Here is a 16,536-nt window from a genome sequence, read left to right as displayed (position 1 = left end):
GCAGCCTGATCAGCAATGGCATACAATGGATGCCGACAGGGTAGTCGAAGCTATCGGCTCGTCTCCTGCCGGCCTGTCCGAGAAAGAGGCTGCCGCCAGGCTGATCCAGTACGGCCCCAACGAATTGAAACAGAAAAAGAAAACTTCGCTCTTCGTGATTTTTCTCAGGCAGTTTAAGAATGTTCTGATCTACGTCCTTATCGTAGCAATGGCCATCTCTTTTCTCCTGGGCGAAGTTCTGGACGCGGAGATCATTGGCGCCATCATCGTTTTGAACGCTCTGCTGGGCACCTACCAGGAAGTACAGGCAGAGCGGTCGATCGATGCTCTCAAAAAATTTCTGGTCCACGAAGCTTTTGTCGTCCGGGACGGGGAGAAGAAGAAAGTGCATGCCTCGTCGCTGGTTCCGGGCGACGTGATCGAAGTCGATGCCGGCGATTATATCCCGGCCGATGCAAGGCTGATCACGATTTCAGGCCTGACCGTGGACGAGTCTGCCCTCACCGGGGAGTCGGAGCCTGCCTTAAAGCACGTGGCTCCGGTGCCTGAAGATACTCCGGTGGGTGACCGGGACTGCATGATCTATGCGGGCACGATTGTAACCGCCGGAAGATGCAGGGCAGTCGTGGTCAGCACGGGGATGAATACTGAGATAGGCAGGATTGCCAGCCTGGTGGAAACTGGCGTCGATCGGCAGACACCAGTGCAGATCAGCATTGATCGTCTCGGCAAGCTGTTCGGCATCGCGGCGCTGATCGTTTGCGTCGTCATCTTCATCGCCGGCATTCTCGAAGGCCAGAAGATGTTCGATATGTTCCTGGTGGCAGTCAGCCTTGCCGTTGCAGCCATACCAGAAGGGCTGCCTGCGACTGTCACGATCATTTTCGCGCTTGGTGTCAGGCGTATGGCTTCCAGAAAAGCGATTGTCCGGACGCTTGCCTCCGTGGAGACTCTTGGCAGTACCAGCGTCATCTGTACGGACAAGACCGGGACGCTGACTCAGAACGCCATCACGGTTCGCCGTATTGCTACTGCTTCAGGCATAGTGGAAGTCACTGGCGAAGGGTACACTGATAAAGGCCAGTTCATGGCTGCAGGGACGGAGCTTGAGCCCGCCAGATCTGGAGAGCTATGGACGCTACTGACTGTCGGCATCCTCTGTAATAACGCAACCTACGAGCGCACTGGCGAGGATTACCGGATGCTTGGCGACTCTACTGAGGTAGCACTACTCATAGCCGGAGCTAAAGCCGGGCTGGTCAAAAAGGCTCTCGAGGAGGACTGCCCCCGGGAACTGGAAGTACCTTTCAGCTCCGACACGATGTTCATGCTGACCGCTAACCGGTGTAAATCCGGATATGTCGCATATATCAAAGGAGCCCCCGAACGCATACTCGACCGGTGCACGCATCTGCTGACTAATGGGGGCGTAGTCCCCCTGACTCCGGAAGCCCGTAAAAGGTTCATCGACGAAAATCAGTATATGGCTTCTCATGGCATGAGAGTTTTAGGACTGGGCTATAAACAGCTTGCCGACCTGCAATCTGAAACTCTCGCCGATGCCGAGACTGGCCTGACCTTCGTCGGCCTGACGGGCATGATCGACCCGCCTCGCCCCGAAGTCCGGCGCTCCATCGAGCTATGCCAGCATTCTGGCATAAAAGTCGTCATGATCACGGGAGATCAGTTGCTTACCGCTGTGAGCATAGCAAGAGAACTAGGCATTTATTCTGAGGGCGACGAAGCTATTACCGGTACCGAGCTTGCCGCCATGTCTGACCAGGAGCTCAGCGAACGGATCATGAAGATTACTGTATACGCCCGGACATCTCCTGAACAGAAGCAGCGGATTGTGAAGGCACTCCAGCAGCATGATCTGGTGGTGTCGATGACGGGGGACGGCGTCAACGACGCTCCCGCGCTGAAAAATGCCGACATAGGAGTTTCAATGGGGATCACCGGCACTGAGGTTGCCAGACAGGCTTCGGATGTCGTACTGGCGGACGATAACTTCACTACGATCGTTAACGCAGTGGAGGAAGGCCGGACGATCTTCAACAACGTGCGGAAGACCGTCATTTTCCTCTTCTCCAGCAACCTTGGCGAAGTGCTGACCATCCTGCTCGGAATATTGCTGGCGCTGCCGCTGCCTTTGCTGGCCATACAGATCCTGTGGGTAAACCTGATCTCAGACAGCCTTCCCGCTATGGCGCTGGGCATGGATAAGCCCGATCGCAGAGTCATGGATCGGCCTCCCCGCCCGAGATCAGAAGGCATCTTAACTAAAGGGCTTGCTATCGACATTGCCCTCATCGGCATTGTACTCGGGATAACCACTCTGGCCATCTTTTACCTCTACCTCGGGTCCGGCGTCGACTACGCCCGCACGATGGCCTTTGCCACCCTGATCGTGCTGGAAATGTGGGTGGTACTTATCTGTAAGATAGGGAGCGATTCGCTATTCAGCAGAAAAACTCTCGATAACCCGTACCTGCTCGGAGCCATCGTCATCGCTCTTGCTTTACTGCTAATCGTGCTCTACGTGCCCTTCCTGCAGGTAGTCTTCAGCACGGTCACTCTAAACCTCAGAGATGTAGGCATTATATTCGGCGTCGTGATGGGAATAGCGGTGGTAGTTGAAGTTATCAAGGCTTTGATGAGGCGGATTAAGGTATAATACTGGCAGAAATGCTCCTGTACAGATTTGACTGTGGCCACTGAAAACGTATAAATATATTTATCTATATTTATATGATGCTGGTTTTACGCCGGTTGACAGTCTTTCAGGGTTCGCCATGATATCCGATACCAATTTCAGGATTTACCGGGAGGCCGCTTCCGTGCTGGAAGCTAACGGCATCCCGTACGTCGTCGGCGGCGGAATCGCCGTCATGAGTTTCGGCAGGCTCAGGGATACCAAGGATATCGACTTTTACATTATGGAAGATCATCAGGACCTGGCTTTGCATCACCTTGCAGAGGCAGGCTACGAGGTCGACCACATGAGTGACGTAGGCTGGCTGGCCAAAGCGTTTAAGGAAGGCCTGACCATAGACTTTATTCTCGAAAATGTGGGGGGCCTGAGGACTGATCAGGAGACGCTCGATCGGGGAGTCCGCCGTATGATTGGCAAATATGAATTCATGATCATGTCGCCGGAAGACCTGATCATACGAAAAATCATGGCGATGCGCAGCGAGCGAAATGACTGGTTCGACTGTATCTCGGTACTCTCGAGTTCCTACCAATCATTCGACTGGGACTACTACATCCGGCTCGCAAACCGGGTGAACCCCGAGCGCGCTTTATCTTTCCTGCTGTACGTCAGGAGCGATCGGGAACACGTCGTGCCTGTGCCTGATCACGTGATCAGCCGGATGATGAAAAATCTTCCGTGTCATAAATGACATATTTTTTATTGTGTACCGGAAGAGCTACATTGCGAACAGGCACTCCGCCAGGCGTCTGTCCTTTTTCGATCCCGTTGTGGGCGTGGCCGTGCAGGACGAGGTTCGCTTTAAAAGTGTCTATAGGGTCGGATAATATGGAGCAGCCCAAAAATGGTATTACTTCCGAATGCTCTCCAATGCATGTATCACGGACAGGGGAGTAGTGATACGCTACCACTTTGAAGTCGGCCTTCATAGACTTCAGGTCGCGGTTAACCCGGTTGGTTTCCCGGTAGGTCTCATTGATAAACATCTTGAGGATGCGTTCTCCGAACGGGGCAATACGACAGTTCAGGAAGCCCCCGCAGAAGCCTTTGGTGCCTGCGAAGCCCACCTTCCCGTCTTCGGTCACGTAAGGGCCTCTTTCCAGCATATGGATGCCTGCGTCTTCCAGTATGTCCATGATCTCCTCCTGGTTGTTCGCCTCGTGATCGTGGTTGCCCAGCACAGCCACTGCCGGCTTATCCAGGCCTGACACGGCATCTGCGATTCCCCTTGCCTCTTCTATCAGCCCGCGGGTAGTCAGGTCGCCGCACATGACTACTAATTCCGCATCCTTGTTGATCGACTTAAACAGCGCCCTGTAGAAAATATGCGAGCCCGTCCCAAAATGTAGATCTCCCATTGCCCCGATCTTTATGGTTATTCCTCCGTAATGCCCGCTGGCCGAGCCATGCTGAGCCGATCTTGCGCCACTTCGATAAGCACACTGTCCATTATGCTCTGAATTCCCCCGGTACTCGCATATCTATCTATATTGATGATATAATATATAATGATGGTACGGCTCTGTGCATAATCTATGATGTTATTTGAATAGTTTTTGTTAGCACTGTCTATTGCACTGAAAAATAATATATAGCCATACCGACAGCTTTGCATGGTTATTATGAAACATTTTTCTAACAGACACATATCGGTTCTGCTCTTCGCAGCCTTCGTATTCATGGCCGGCCGGGGCTCTCTGGCACCTGAGACTGCCAGGGATGGCGGCGCTGACAGGGCGGCGCAGCCCGGCGACCGGGTATGCGTGGACTACATCGGCAAATTCCCTGACGGCACGGTCTTCGACACTTCAGTAGAGCAGGTGGCAAAGGATAGCGGAACTTACAACCCTGAGCGGGGCTACCAGCCGTTATGCTTTACCATTGGCGCCCACCAGGTAGTACCCGGGTTCGAGAATGCAGCGATTGGCATGAAAGTCGGGGAAACCAAAGACGTTTCACTGCCTCCGGAACAGGCATACGGCGAAAGAAAAGATGAACTGGTTGTACCTGTACCTATTGCCACATTTGGCGGGACGCCTCAGATCAACGAGGTCTATGGGTTTTCTGACGGCAGGACAGGCCAGATGCTCCCCGGCAGGGTCGACAGGATCGACGAAGCGGCGGGTCACGTATACGTAGACTTCAACTCGGAGATGGCGGGCAAAACCCTGCTGTTCAACATCACCCTGCGTAACATAGGCTGATGTTTTCTGCCCCAAAAACCGGTCTCCGCTTCGACAGCATTATTAGTCATATATATTTATATTATATATGGTGACTTATGAGGCTTCGCGATGAGGTGACAAAAGCAGGCGAAGAGCTGGCGGAAAAAATCGGGGCGACCGCCATCATCATTATTTCTCCTCAAGCCCGGCAAATCCGGGAAAGCCTGAAGACCAGGCTTCCCGTGATCATCGCCCGGGTGGATGGTGTGGCCGCCAGACCGGGCGATGCCAGCGTAGACCTCTTTACCCGGATGACCCCCGACGTCGATCGCGAGTCTGTTTTCCTGAAAGTCTCCCGTATCGAGCTGATGAGTGAAGCCATAGAGGCTGCCTACATCCAGGGCCTGATTCAGGACCGGATTGTCCTGGGTATCGTAAGTATCGGGGATACCCATTCGGTTATAGTAGTAGATATCACGGACATTCCCTTTATCAAGAAAATTGCGGATCTGACAGCTACTCTGGACTACACGATTATTAAAGCCACGCTGAACCTAGCGATCGAGATCGCCCGGGAAGGCAGAGAAGGCAAATTGATAGGCACCGCTTTCGTCGTCGGCGACACCGATAACGTGCTAAAGAGGTCACACCAGCTAATTCTGAACCCTTACGAGGGACATCCCAAAGACGCCCGGGATATCCGGGACGAGAATAACTGGGAGACAGTAAAAGAGTTTGCCCAGCTTGACGGGATGTTTATCGTGGATGAAAAGGGCTACATCCGGGCGGCGGCAAGGTACATTGACGCCAGCGTCCGGGGCGTGGAAATGCTCCCCGGCAAAGGTGGCAGGCATCTCGCCGCTGCCGCCATCACCCGGTACACGAAGAGTGTGGCCATTACTGTATCGGGGTCCGGAGGCATGATCACCGTTTACCAGGGCGGACACGAAGTCTTGAAGCTCAATCCCCGTATCAGTATAACCTAAATACAATCCTATATTACCTGTAGTAATGGAGAGACCGATAAATATTAATGCTTGCTTGGATAATAAAAGTCTATCCATTGATATGGGGAAATTTATGAGCGTGGAGAAACACCTTTTCACATCCGAGTCGGTCACTGAAGGGCACCCGGATAAGATCGCTGATCAGATATCCGATGCAGTTCTAGATGCTATCCTTACCAAAGACCCCCTCGGCAGAGTCGCTTGCGAAACGCTCGTCACCACTGGTATGGCCATTGTCGCAGGCGAAATCACTACCAGCACTTATGTCGACATACCCCGGCTGGTCCGGGACACCATCCGTGACATCGGATACACACGAGCCAAGTATGGCTTCGACGCCGATAACTGTGCAGTCATCACTTCCATCGACGAGCAGTCGCCCGACATTTCCATTGGCGTGGACAACCTCGGCGCCGGCGACCAGGGCATGATGTTCGGCTTTGCCTGCAACGAGACTCCCGAACTGATGCCTATGCCAATTTCGCTTGCTCACAAGCTGTCCATGCGGCTTGCAGAGGTCCGCAAGTCCGGCGAGCTTACCTGCAAAAGGCCCGATGGCAAGGCAGAAAATTACCTCAGGCCGGACGGTAAGACTCAGGTCACCATAGAGTACGTCAACGGCAAGCCGTCCAAAGTACACACCGTCGTCGTATCGACCCAGCACAGCCCTGACGTCACGAATGAACAGCTCAGGAAAGAGATTATAGAGCATGTGATCAAGCCCGTGATGCCCGAAGGGTTCTTCGATCCGAAGAAGACCAAAGTGCACATCAACCCGACGGGCAGGTTCGTCCTCGGAGGCCCGCATGCCGATACCGGCCTGACCGGCAGGAAGATCATCGTGGACACTTACGGTGGCATGGGCAGGCACGGAGGCGGGGCTTTCTCTGGTAAGGACCCGTCCAAGGTGGACCGCTCCGCATGCTATGCGGCCAGATACGTGGCTAAGAACCTTGTCGCCGCAGGGCTCGCCACGAGATGCGAGATCGAGGTAGCATATGCAATCGGCGTAGCAGAGCCAGTGTCGATCATGATCGACACCTACGGTACCAATACGATCTCCGAGAAGAAGATCCATGAACTTGTAAGAGAGCACTTTGACCTGACTCCGGCCGGAATCATCAAGAGCCTCAAGCTGCGCAGGCCTATATACAAGAAGACTGCGGCATACGGCCACTTCGGCCGGAACGACCCGGACTTCACCTGGGAGCGCACCGATAAGGCCGAGCTACTGAGAAAAGAGGCAGGCCTGTAAACTGAGATCAGGGGATACCGGTACCTGTCATCAAGGCTACGGTTATCCTCCTCTTACTTTTTAAAATTACTGCTTTAAGCGATCTCTAATTACCGAATAGCGATTATATACTTGTTATAAAAGGCTTAAATAGTAACTTCTATAAAATATTCCTGTTATAAGCGGGTGAACCTGTGGCAGGAATGATGTTTGACTCGAGGCAGGCTCTATCACAAACCGGTGATAGCAGACTTGATTGTAACCCTGCTCCGGTTATGGATTATCCAGTCGAAAGCTCCGAAATTGCCGGCACATGGGTTAACAAGGATAACGTAGCCTGTGGCCAGCTTCTCATCAGGACACTCAGGTTTGACGACAAAGAGCGTGAAGTATCGATGGACTGCATTCTCGGCCTGACACATGAGCACTTTTCCGGCTTTTACTATATCTGGCCTGACCACCGGTTTTACCTTGTCCTGCAGAATGCTGAAAATTGTTTGCAGGAGCACTGCATGTTCGTGTCGCTGCGAAAAGATGATCGTGAAGGTCCATATCTGATCGCAGATATGACTGGCTCCGTCCGGTATACCCGGCTATGACTGCTTGCCGCTCTCTTTTCCCTTAATGTAGCCGATCGTCGACTGCAGGTCTCGTCTTATTCTGTACTTTTTCTCGAAGTGTGTCAGCACGTTCCTGACATCCCTCTCTAGCATCTCTTCTGCCGTCTTCGAGCCAACCTTCACATACTGAGGCCAATCGATGATCGTCAGGCCTTCGTCGCTGACCATGATGTTGAACTCAGACAGATCAGAGTGGATAATGCCAAGTTCGTAGGCTTTCTTCACCTGCTCTATTACGCTGTCGAGGTACCATTCGGGATCTACCAGCGTAGCCTTTGCCATCTCGATGCCTTTGACCACGCTCATGACAATAGCGTGGCGATTCTGGTCTATGGGCTCGGGAATGCTTACCGCAGGATAGAGGATTTTCATAGCCTCGAACTCCCGCTTTGCTGCAAGCATCGCGGCGTATAGCCAGGAGAAGTTCACGATCTCTATATCCACGAGGTGCTGCCTGGACCTTTTCACCTGCTTAAAGCTGGTCCTGCCTTCCCTGTGAAACTTGACTGCTACCGGCTTGTGGCTCATGGCGGCCAGAACGACTGACTCCTTGCCCACCCCGATCACTTCTCCCAGAGCGCCAAAGGTCTCCTTTTTGACAAAAGCGTCGATAGCCAGTATATCGTAGCCGTCGAACTTGAGCTGGTAGCCAGCATAAGACTGGATATACCTCTCGACGATTTTCATGTCGACCAGCCGGTTCAGCCGGTATTCGACCTCCTTACGACCAAGGCCAGCGTAAGCCTCGATGTCTTCTACCGGTACCCACTCGTGCCTTTTCATGCCCTCCTCAACTCCCCGGAGGACTTTTTTCTCGTTGGGCACCAGGGCCAGATAAACCGCAGCGTGATCTATCATTGGTTTCGCACCAGGAAATTATGCGCAGGCGTTACTTCTCTTCGCCCGAAACTTCCTTCTTCGCCATTTTCAGGCGCTCTTTCGCTGTGTAGCCTGTGGCTTCTTCCAGAAAGTCCCTGAACTTCTTGTTGGTATCGAGGATGACGTCCTGATCTTTAACGCTCAGGTCCGACCTGGTCTCGACGAAGAGTTTCTTGTTCTCAACCCAGGCCTTCAGCTCTTTTATAGCACCGTACTGGATGACGAGCTTGTCGCCGTCGTTCTGCGGCTCCACCTGGAAGACCTCCTCCAGCACGTTTTTAATCCGCTCTGTCTCAGGCTTGAAGCCTCGCTTGAACTTGTATTCGCTGATACTATCACCGAGGATATGTTTGCAACTGGTGGGGTAAAAGGCTTTCGATACCTTCACCTACAATATATAAATGGACGTCGCCACGGTCTATGGATTAAAAAGTTTTATATTTTTTCATGACAAATTATGGATGATGCCAGAAAGGGCGGAGGAACCGTTTGTTCAGGTCATCGCTGACCACATAGAGAGTAAAAACCCGATCATCCTCGGAGGTTTCCCGGGCATGGGCCTGGTAGGGAACATCGTAGGCCAGTATTTAATAGAGCAGCTTGACATGAAACCCTGCGGCCGGGTGGACTCGAAACTGTTCCCTCCCATCGCGATCCTTTACGGGGGCCTGGTGAAAGGGCCTGTCCGAATCTACGAGAGCGTTGAAAAGAACCTCATCGTCATCTTTTCCGACATACCGATCGATCCGATAATAAGCCGGGAAATCGGCGGTGGAATCGTCCGATGGGCAAAAGAACTTCAGCCGAGGGAGATAATTTCTCTTGCAGGGCTGGCAACTACGGGGGAGGAGCACAAGGTTTTCGGCGCCGCAACCACCCAGGAAGGCCTTGACAGGATCAAAGGCACCCTCGAAATCTTTGAGATGGGCACAATCACCGGGGTGCCCGGGGTAATCATGAATGAGTGCATGAACCACGGCATCGACGGCATATGCATACTTGGCGAAACCCGGGGGCCGAGCCCTGATCCGAGGGCGAGCATCGAAGTGGTCAAAGCCATGAACCGGCTCTACGGGTTCAACGTCGATATCAAGCTTATGGAAGAGCAGGCTGAAGAGATTGAGAAGGTGCTCCACAAGCTATCTGAACAGATCGGCGAAGCAGAAGCCAGGCAGTCCCCCAAAGACCTGCCAATGTACGGGTGAGAAGATGAAGATCGCAGCAATTACTGGTCTTACACAGGAATCTCTTCAGGATCTCAGGCGCAGGCGCATCAGAACCTTCGAGATCCGCAGCGCTCATAATCTCCAGGCATTCTCTGAGATCGGCCCCGGAGATAAAGTATTCCTGACAGATGTGGCGCTGCCCGATCTCGTACCGGGGCTCTGCGGCTGTATCGCTATGGTCAAGGGAGTCGACATTCGCATGCACAGGATGACATATACCACCCAGTCTAACATAGAGGAGCGTGAGACACTGTCAGGCCGTATTCAGCTGATATTGCACTCTACTGGCAAGGTCAGGGATGTCTATCCCGTCGAAGTATATAAGCCCATATATGTAGATGCTATTGAAGTAGCAATGTGCGAAGCCAGATGATCACGTATGTTTAATACAATATTCGTTTACGGGACACTTAGGGACCCTGACGTGCTCAGCAGATTGCTGAGAAGGGTTCCCCCGATGAAGCCTGCCAGAGTCGAAGGCTATCGCAAGTACTTTGACCATGACGCAGGCTATCCTATGGCCATAAAAGAGAAAGGCTCTGTTATAGAGGGCGCTCTGATGACGGGGATCGGCAGCCGGGACCTTAGCACGCTCGACGACTACGAGGGCGTCAGGAAAGGGCTGTACAAGCGTATTACCGTACAGGTGCTGCCAGCGGGCTCAAAAACGCCTGTAGAAGCGTTTATGTACGTTAAAGGCAGCAGCGGAGATCTTTAAAAAAACTAAGGGCTGACGGATGGCTCCTTCAGCCCGATGATTATCTCAATTCTTCCCGTGCCTGAATAAGCATGCGGCCGCCAGCAGGCTGATCACCGACAGGATGAGGAGTACTTCGCCACCCGCAGGGGCTGCTGTGGGTGTAGCCGGCAGGCTTGTAGGGGCTATAGGCGTCGGTGTTACTGTTACTGTCGGCTCCGGGCTGGTTGAGATCAGGTCGACCGCGAAGCTTGTACCCTCTACCGGGCTGGTCACGTTCTTCGATACTAAGCCTGCAGGCGTCTCTGCAGAGATTGTAAGATTAACGCCCGAAGGCACTGTAGCCATGAACTGGCCGGACATGTCCGTCTTCACACGGGTAACCGGGGATATGTTGACAAATACACCCTGAACAGGGCTGCCGTCATGCTTGACAGATCCAACCAGGACGATGGTTTCGGGCACCGTGACTGGGGTTGCAGATACGGAAGGTTCTACTCCAGTGAGGTCAAAATTATAAGTGGTGTTGCTGCCTTCCCCACCTGTTTCCACACTTCTCGTCATGGAAGCGCCTTTATAGCTGACTTTAATAGATACGACCAGGCCTGGATAAGCTGATACTTTATAATAGCCTCCATCACGAGTGGTAAATGAGCTACCTTCCATGGTTCCGCCCGGTACCGTCACTAAAACGCCGTCCTGAGGTTTGCCATTATATGTGACTATGCCTGACACGTATGCCCAGTCACTCGGTATCGGGGCCTGCGCCATCTGAAATGCCTGGGCACAGGGAATTGTCAGAATAAAAATAAAGAGTGTAATAATTATCAACTTGTATTTAGAGCACATTATAATCCAACCGATTAATGTGAGAATGGAACTTACTACAGTTAAATTTTTCGATAGAATGAGGTCAACATTTAGACTATGGTGTTATTACAAAAAAGAAGCCGGAAGGCTTAACCTCCCGGCTAGTGGTCGATATACCTATTTTTATTTACGCCTGAACAGCCCGATGGCAGCGAGGATGCCGATTGCAGCCAGGGCAATGGTTAATTCGCTGCCTGCCGGCGCTGCTGTTGGGGTAGCCGGCACAGCCGTTGCTGTGGGGGCTGGAGTTGCCGTAATCGTTTCAGTCGCAGTGGGTACGGGTGTAGCTGTGGCTTCTGGTGTGGGCGTGGGCTCGGCTGTTGGGGTTGCAGCACCTGTTGCTGAGACATTCAAGTTGACCACCATGGTGCCTGAGGCCGGAGTGACAACCGATTTAGAGTCGGACCCCGCAGCAGTCACCACTGACACGGTCACGTTTAGGTTTCCGGGGACTCCCGCCTGATATTGTCCACTGTTATCGGTTGTAACAACCGTCACCGGTGATACATTAACATCCACGCCGGATAAGGGATTCCCGTCATATTTTACCTGGCCTACAATCGTGACAGTATTCGGGCCGAGTGCCTGGGATATCGGACTGGCAGTCGAAAGCGGTGCGAGGTCGAAGTTCTGAGTTACGGTGCTGCCGGCTTCTCCTGCCATGACCGTTTTGGTCTGGCTGTCGGTGCCATAAGATGCTCTAACTGTAACTGCAATATTCGGAACCACGCTTAACGTGTAGTATCCGCCGTCCTTCGTCGTGTCCGAGCTTCCGCCGACCAGTTCTACTTTTACGCCATCCATGTAGTTGCCCTGGTAGGTTACCCTGCCGGTGATCGTAGAAGTTGACTGGGCAGCAGCAATGGCCGGTACGAGTATGGCAGTCAGTAACAGCGATACGAGCAGGATTACCGTCAATTTTGATTTAAAACGCATAACTTTCAGCCTTCTCTTTCAAGGGTTTGTAGGAATACTATTAATATATCATTTATATTTATTTTAAAAGGTTGCATAGTAATAAAGCTTTGGTTAAAAAGAATCATCGTATACTCTCGTTCGCAGCATTTATATACGAGTACAGACATTTAATCGCAGGGCTGGGCTCGTGGCTTAGTCAGGATATAGCACCGGCCTTCTAAGCCGGGGGTCGTGGGTTCGAATCCCACCGGGCCCGCTAAACGTTTCCTCCACGGAAACGTTTTACATACCATTTCCCGAAAGGAAATGTTTAATATCAAAAAACGCTAATAACAGTTCGCACGCAGGGGTTGTGGCCAAGCCAGGTATGGCGACGGGCTCCAGCGGTGGAAGGGTCTGATAGGCCCTCCAGAAATATGATGAGCAACGGGTCACCTGAAGCTGCCCGACGGGGTAGCTTGTGAGGAACCGTTGGAGCGCTGATTTCAAAGCGTTCCCCGCGCGTCAATCGCGCAGGAGCGCCGCTCTCTGGTGAAATCCCAGACAATCAATCGGAGAGACCCGTCGATCAGGAGTTCAAATCTCTTCAACCCCACCTTCTTTTATTATTTTAGATCGAGTACCTTCGGGTGTCGTCATACTATTCTGCAATCAATAAAGTTTGAATAGTATTGTCCTTCTGGAAGGTTTTGTATGAGTGCCCGTACCATTTACACGAAGTACGCGAAGTACACGAGGTACACAAAGTTCGATAATAATGGCATGCTGTAATATGGTCTTATCGTAAAACTTCGCGTACTTCGTGTACCTTGTGTACTTCGTGTAAACGGTACCTGACTATCCTAAAAGTTTCAAGAATAACTATACTCAACGAAAGTACCCGGGTTTCACATAAAAATCCGACAGATCAGTTCAGATCCTGTTTTACTTTAGCCACAACTTATCATAATCCAAAATGAACTCATCCTGAGGTGGTCATATGGATAAGTTTGATGAGACTGTCCAGAGCCTGAAAGATCTCGGGCCGGAAGATCGGAAATCGAAGCTGCAGACATTCGCGAATGAATGTAAATGTCCTGTCTGTCCTTCGTATACCGAATGCGCAAAGAATGATAATGAAGGCATATTTTGTCTCCAGGGCAATAGTTTCAGGTGCATCGGCCAGATCAACGGGTGTAACTGTCCTGCTTGCGGGGTGAAGCAAGGCCTGGGCATGAAAGATATGATGTACTGTATGAAAGGCTCTGAATTCGAGACCCGGTATCTGGATAACCTGCGGTAAGCCATAAAACAGCTTACCGTAGCCTTTTCTATTTTACTATTACCTTAAAATATACAAAAAAGAAGAGAAAGATGTTTCAGTTCGGAAACATCTTTCTGAAGCCGTCCATGAACTTGCCGTCCGGGCCGGCAAGTATTCTGCTCTTCTGTAGTACATACAACGTTATCAGAGCCGCAACGCCATAAATTGCTCCCGGCACGTTGGGGAAAATGAGCGCCAGGGCTGCTATTATCATCGCTGCCCGCTCGATCTTTGACAGGTTTGCCATCCAGAACCCTGTGAGCGCTATCTGCAGGCAGAGGATACCCATGAACATCGTAGCGATGTCAAAGGCAGCACTTCCTACTGACAGCGGGCTGGCCCAGTCGATGCCGAGGAGCAGGATGGCGGGCGAATACACAAAGGCAAACGGCACCATTGCCTTATTCATAGAAATCTTAAACGCTTCTATGCCTGTCTTGAACTGGTTAGACTTTGCGATGCCCGATGCAGCGTATGCTGCCAGTGCCACCGGCGGAGTCACGTCGGCCAGCACACCGTAGTATAGCACGAACATGTGAATGGCCAGTACGGGAATCAATGCGCCTGACGGCAGGTGCATTGCGGCCAGTGCAGGCGCTGCCATCGTCACCAGCACGATGTACGTAGCAGTCGTCGGCAGGCCCATGCCCAGCACAATACATGCTATCATGGTCACGATCAGAGCTATGAATAGCGAGCCTCCGGAGATCACTGATACCAGCATAGCGATCTTAAGGCCGAGGCCAGTCAGGGTAGCCACACCCGAGATGATACCTGCAGTAGCGCAGGCCAGTGCTACACCCGAAGAGCCTTTGGTACCTTCCTCAAGGGCAAGCCTGAACTTGCCGGCGTCCATCCCCTCCAGCTTTTTGCCAGTGAAGTGGCAGTATGCTACCAGCACGATGACGATTGGCAGCACACTGTAGAAGATCGACATCATAGCCGACAGGTTGAGGACGTACATAGCGATGGCCACAATGGCGACGTAGGCTATACCGATGCCTGCCAGGACCCAGTATTTCTTTTCCCTGTACAATTTTGCCAGATCAGGCACGTAACTGAACGCTATGATTGAAATTATACTAAAGACACCTGCATAGGGAATCGAGACTTTTGCGATCAGGATGAGGTAGAGCAACAGGAATACTGAGATGCTCACGTATCCCTTTTCTTTCAGCAGCTTTTTCCAGTCTGGCAGTTCTGATTTCGGCACCGACTTAAGGCCGACCCTGCTTGCTTCGAGGTGAGCCATGATCCACACTCCCGTGAAGAAGGCGATGGCAGGAATTAATGCCGAAATGATGATATCGCTATACGGGATGCCCGTGAACTCGACCATGATAAAAGCAGCCGCGCCCATGACGGGGGGCATGATCTGGCCACCGGTGGACGATGCAGCTTCGACTGCGCCGGCGAACTCTTTTCTGTAGCCAGCCTTCTTCATCAGCGGGATTGTGAACGAGCCTACAGTGACAGCGTTGGCGATCGAACTGCCCGAGATCATGCCGAAGAAGCCGGATGCGAGTACCGAAGTTTTGGCCGGGCCGCCTTTCCTCCAGCCTGTGAGCGCGTAGGCGAAGTTAATGAAGAAGTCGCCTGCCCCGGAATATTTGAGGAACGATCCGAAGAGGATGAAGACAATAACGTAGATGGCCGACACGTAAAGCGGGACTCCGAAGATGCCCTGGTCAGTATACCATAGCTGAGAGATAATGCGCTCAACTGTGTAGCCCCTGTGGTTCAATATGCCCGGCAGGTATGCACCAACATATGCATATATGATAAATAAGCCGGCCAGAATGCTCAGCGCCGGGCCGACTGTCCTGCGAGTGGCTTCCAGCACCAGCATAATGCCAATTGCGCCCACGAGCAGGTCCAGCTGGGATTCCATGCCCGACCGGTAGATGATATCGTTGTAGAAGAAGACCCAGTACAGGCACACAGCCGAGCTAAGCCCTCCCAGTATCAGATCATAAATTGGCACTTTATCAAGGCCTTTCTTCCCTGAAAGTGCCTTCGACCATACCGGATACATGAAGAACGCCAGCACAATCATGAACATGAGGTGCAGGGACAGGTGTAGCTGGTAGTTCGGCATGTAGACTGATGCGTAGAGGTGGTATAACGAGCTGATGATCGCTATAGCGGATACCAGCAGGATTCCCCAGCGCGTCAGGCTGCGTATATTGGAATATTTGACCTCCAGGTCGTCCAACTCTGATTGATTAAGTTTTATTGTTTTATCTTCAGGCACCTTTCAACCCCCTGACTGGACTTTGTCATGTCTTGGCATAGCATTAATACATCAAGCAATGACCGTTATCGGGACTAAAACTAATAGTAAAGTAAGCAATAGCATATATAACCTTTACGAATCTCAATCGAAGGCTAAATTAAGGTTCGAATTCTGTTAATATGCATTTTAATTGGCGTATCTCGCTCAACGCTCAGTATTAATGGCTTTTCATGAGGAACAACGCCTGCCAGTTGACAGGTTTCTCCTGATACAATGATGTAATATTTGTTAATATCGAGCGTCATAAAACCGATCTGATCGTACGTTATGCCAATGTCCTCGATGGTAAAATTACCATGTCTGTCAGTTGTAATATTATATGACTTATCAGAAGGAAGGCCAGCGCCCATAGAGCCATATGTGGTGTTCTTCAGGTACAGCATGCAGTCCTCCGTGACTACAAACGTATCTACCACCAGCACTTTTTCTACGGAGTGCCTGAAGCCGAGGCTCACGGTATCTCCCGGAGTAACTTCTTTTGTGTAGTACACGTGACCGGCTTTGTCAGTGATTACCAGAGACATGCCGCCCGGCAGGAAAAAAAGTAGGAGGATCATCGCTATCCCGAGGATAGCGGCGATCCCTAGTTTTCTCTTCATATGGCA

At 51.7% G+C, this 16,536-nt stretch carries 17 protein-coding genes and 2 tRNA genes; 12 read left to right on the top strand and 7 right to left on the bottom strand.

Annotated features, from left to right (window positions below):
* Nucleotides 1-25: 25 nt before the first annotated feature.
* On the top strand, nucleotides 26-2,677 hold the full coding sequence (locus tag RCI_RS01130; RefSeq protein WP_158308840.1) for a calcium-translocating P-type ATPase, SERCA-type: 2,652 nt from the start codon (nucleotides 26-28) through the stop codon (nucleotides 2,675-2,677).
* Nucleotides 2,678-2,795: 118 nt separating this feature from the next.
* Nucleotides 2,796-3,407, top strand: a complete 612-nt coding sequence (locus RCI_RS01125) for a nucleotidyltransferase (RefSeq protein WP_012034544.1) — start codon at nucleotides 2,796-2,798, stop codon at nucleotides 3,405-3,407.
* Here RCI_RS01125 and RCI_RS01120 read toward each other — a convergent pair.
* Nucleotides 3,370-4,089, bottom strand: a complete 720-nt coding sequence (locus tag RCI_RS01120; protein WP_331436981.1) for a metallophosphoesterase family protein — start codon at nucleotides 4,087-4,089, stop codon at nucleotides 3,370-3,372. The genes RCI_RS01125 and RCI_RS01120 overlap by 38 nt on opposite strands.
* Before the next feature lie 249 nt (nucleotides 4,090-4,338).
* Between RCI_RS01120 and RCI_RS01110 the strand changes: the two genes are divergently transcribed.
* From RCI_RS01110 to RCI_RS01095, 4 genes are all read left to right on the top strand, one after another.
* Nucleotides 4,339-4,920, top strand: a complete 582-nt coding sequence (locus RCI_RS01110; RefSeq protein ID WP_048198863.1) for an FKBP-type peptidyl-prolyl cis-trans isomerase — start codon at nucleotides 4,339-4,341, stop codon at nucleotides 4,918-4,920.
* Between the two features lie 77 nt (nucleotides 4,921-4,997).
* Complete coding sequence (locus RCI_RS01105) at nucleotides 4,998-5,867, top strand: DNA integrity scanning protein DisA nucleotide-binding domain protein (protein WP_012034541.1); 870 nt, start codon at nucleotides 4,998-5,000, stop codon at nucleotides 5,865-5,867.
* A gap of 94 nt (nucleotides 5,868-5,961) precedes the next feature.
* Nucleotides 5,962-7,143: a methionine adenosyltransferase gene (gene metK, locus RCI_RS01100; RefSeq protein WP_012034540.1), complete on the top strand. Its 1,182-nt coding sequence runs from the start codon at nucleotides 5,962-5,964 to the stop codon at nucleotides 7,141-7,143.
* Between the two features lie 254 nt (nucleotides 7,144-7,397).
* Nucleotides 7,398-7,721 carry a hypothetical protein gene (locus RCI_RS01095; RefSeq protein WP_048197785.1) on the top strand — a complete coding sequence of 108 codons (324 nt, stop codon included), beginning with the start codon at nucleotides 7,398-7,400 and terminating at the stop codon, nucleotides 7,719-7,721.
* Here RCI_RS01095 and RCI_RS01090 read toward each other — a convergent pair.
* Nucleotides 7,716-8,600, bottom strand: coding sequence for an RIO1 family regulatory kinase/ATPase domain-containing protein (locus RCI_RS01090; RefSeq protein ID WP_012034538.1), 885 nt, complete (start codon nucleotides 8,598-8,600; stop codon nucleotides 7,716-7,718). The genes RCI_RS01095 and RCI_RS01090 overlap by 6 nt on opposite strands.
* Nucleotides 8,601-8,631: 31 nt before the next feature.
* Nucleotides 8,632-8,952 (bottom strand): DUF5611 family protein, encoded by a 321-nt coding sequence (locus RCI_RS01085; protein ID WP_048198861.1) that lies wholly within the window; start codon nucleotides 8,950-8,952, stop codon nucleotides 8,632-8,634.
* Between the two features lie 130 nt (nucleotides 8,953-9,082).
* On the opposite strand from RCI_RS01085, the gene RCI_RS01080 reads away from it, so the two are divergent.
* The 3 genes from RCI_RS01080 to RCI_RS01070 are packed head-to-tail and all read left to right on the top strand — an operon-like array spanning nucleotide 9,083 to nucleotide 10,565.
* Nucleotides 9,083-9,826, top strand: a complete 744-nt coding sequence (locus RCI_RS01080; RefSeq protein ID WP_012034536.1) for a proteasome assembly chaperone family protein — start codon at nucleotides 9,083-9,085, stop codon at nucleotides 9,824-9,826.
* 4 nt (nucleotides 9,827-9,830) lie between these two features.
* Nucleotides 9,831-10,220: a DUF473 domain-containing protein gene (locus tag RCI_RS01075; RefSeq protein WP_012034535.1), complete on the top strand. Its 390-nt coding sequence runs from the start codon at nucleotides 9,831-9,833 to the stop codon at nucleotides 10,218-10,220.
* A gap of 6 nt (nucleotides 10,221-10,226) precedes the next feature.
* A complete protein-coding gene (locus RCI_RS01070; protein ID WP_012034534.1) occupies nucleotides 10,227-10,565 on the top strand; it encodes a gamma-glutamylcyclotransferase family protein in 339 nt (112 codons plus the stop codon).
* A 45-nt stretch (nucleotides 10,566-10,610) separates the two neighbouring features.
* On the opposite strand, the gene RCI_RS01065 is transcribed toward RCI_RS01070, so the two are convergent.
* Entirely contained in the window at nucleotides 10,611-11,279 is a 669-nt protein-coding gene (locus RCI_RS01065) for a hypothetical protein (protein ID WP_148266471.1), read from the bottom strand.
* Nucleotides 11,280-11,537: 258 nt separating this feature from the next.
* Nucleotides 11,538-12,350 carry a carboxypeptidase-like regulatory domain-containing protein gene (locus tag RCI_RS17220; protein ID WP_012034532.1) on the bottom strand — a complete coding sequence of 271 codons (813 nt, stop codon included), beginning with the start codon at nucleotides 12,348-12,350 and terminating at the stop codon, nucleotides 11,538-11,540.
* 163 nt (nucleotides 12,351-12,513) lie between these two features.
* Between RCI_RS17220 and RCI_RS01055 the strand changes: the two genes are divergently transcribed.
* The 3 genes from RCI_RS01055 to RCI_RS01050 all read left to right on the top strand — a co-directional run bounded on the left by RCI_RS01055 (nucleotide 12,514) and on the right by RCI_RS01050 (nucleotide 13,614).
* Nucleotides 12,514-12,588 (top strand) — tRNA-Arg (locus RCI_RS01055).
* A 90-nt stretch (nucleotides 12,589-12,678) separates the two neighbouring features.
* A tRNA-Trp gene (locus tag RCI_RS16510) sits at nucleotides 12,679-12,927 on the top strand.
* A 384-nt stretch (nucleotides 12,928-13,311) separates the two neighbouring features.
* Nucleotides 13,312-13,614, top strand: coding sequence for a DUF2769 domain-containing protein (locus RCI_RS01050; RefSeq protein WP_012034531.1), 303 nt, complete (start codon nucleotides 13,312-13,314; stop codon nucleotides 13,612-13,614).
* Between the two features lie 76 nt (nucleotides 13,615-13,690).
* On the opposite strand, the gene RCI_RS01045 is transcribed toward RCI_RS01050, so the two are convergent.
* Complete coding sequence (locus RCI_RS01045) at nucleotides 13,691-15,850, bottom strand: TRAP transporter permease (RefSeq protein WP_158308838.1); 2,160 nt, start codon at nucleotides 15,848-15,850, stop codon at nucleotides 13,691-13,693.
* Between the two features lie 173 nt (nucleotides 15,851-16,023).
* A complete protein-coding gene (locus RCI_RS01040) occupies nucleotides 16,024-16,530 on the bottom strand; it encodes a DUF1850 domain-containing protein (protein ID WP_012034529.1) in 507 nt (168 codons plus the stop codon).
* Between the last annotated feature and the right edge of the window lie 6 nt (nucleotides 16,531-16,536).

It is taken from the genome of Methanocella arvoryzae MRE50, assembly GCF_000063445.1.
GTDB classification, from domain to species: domain Archaea; phylum Halobacteriota; class Methanocellia; order Methanocellales; family Methanocellaceae; genus Methanocella_A; species Methanocella_A arvoryzae.
This window is presented reverse-complemented; position numbering and strand designations above follow the sequence as displayed.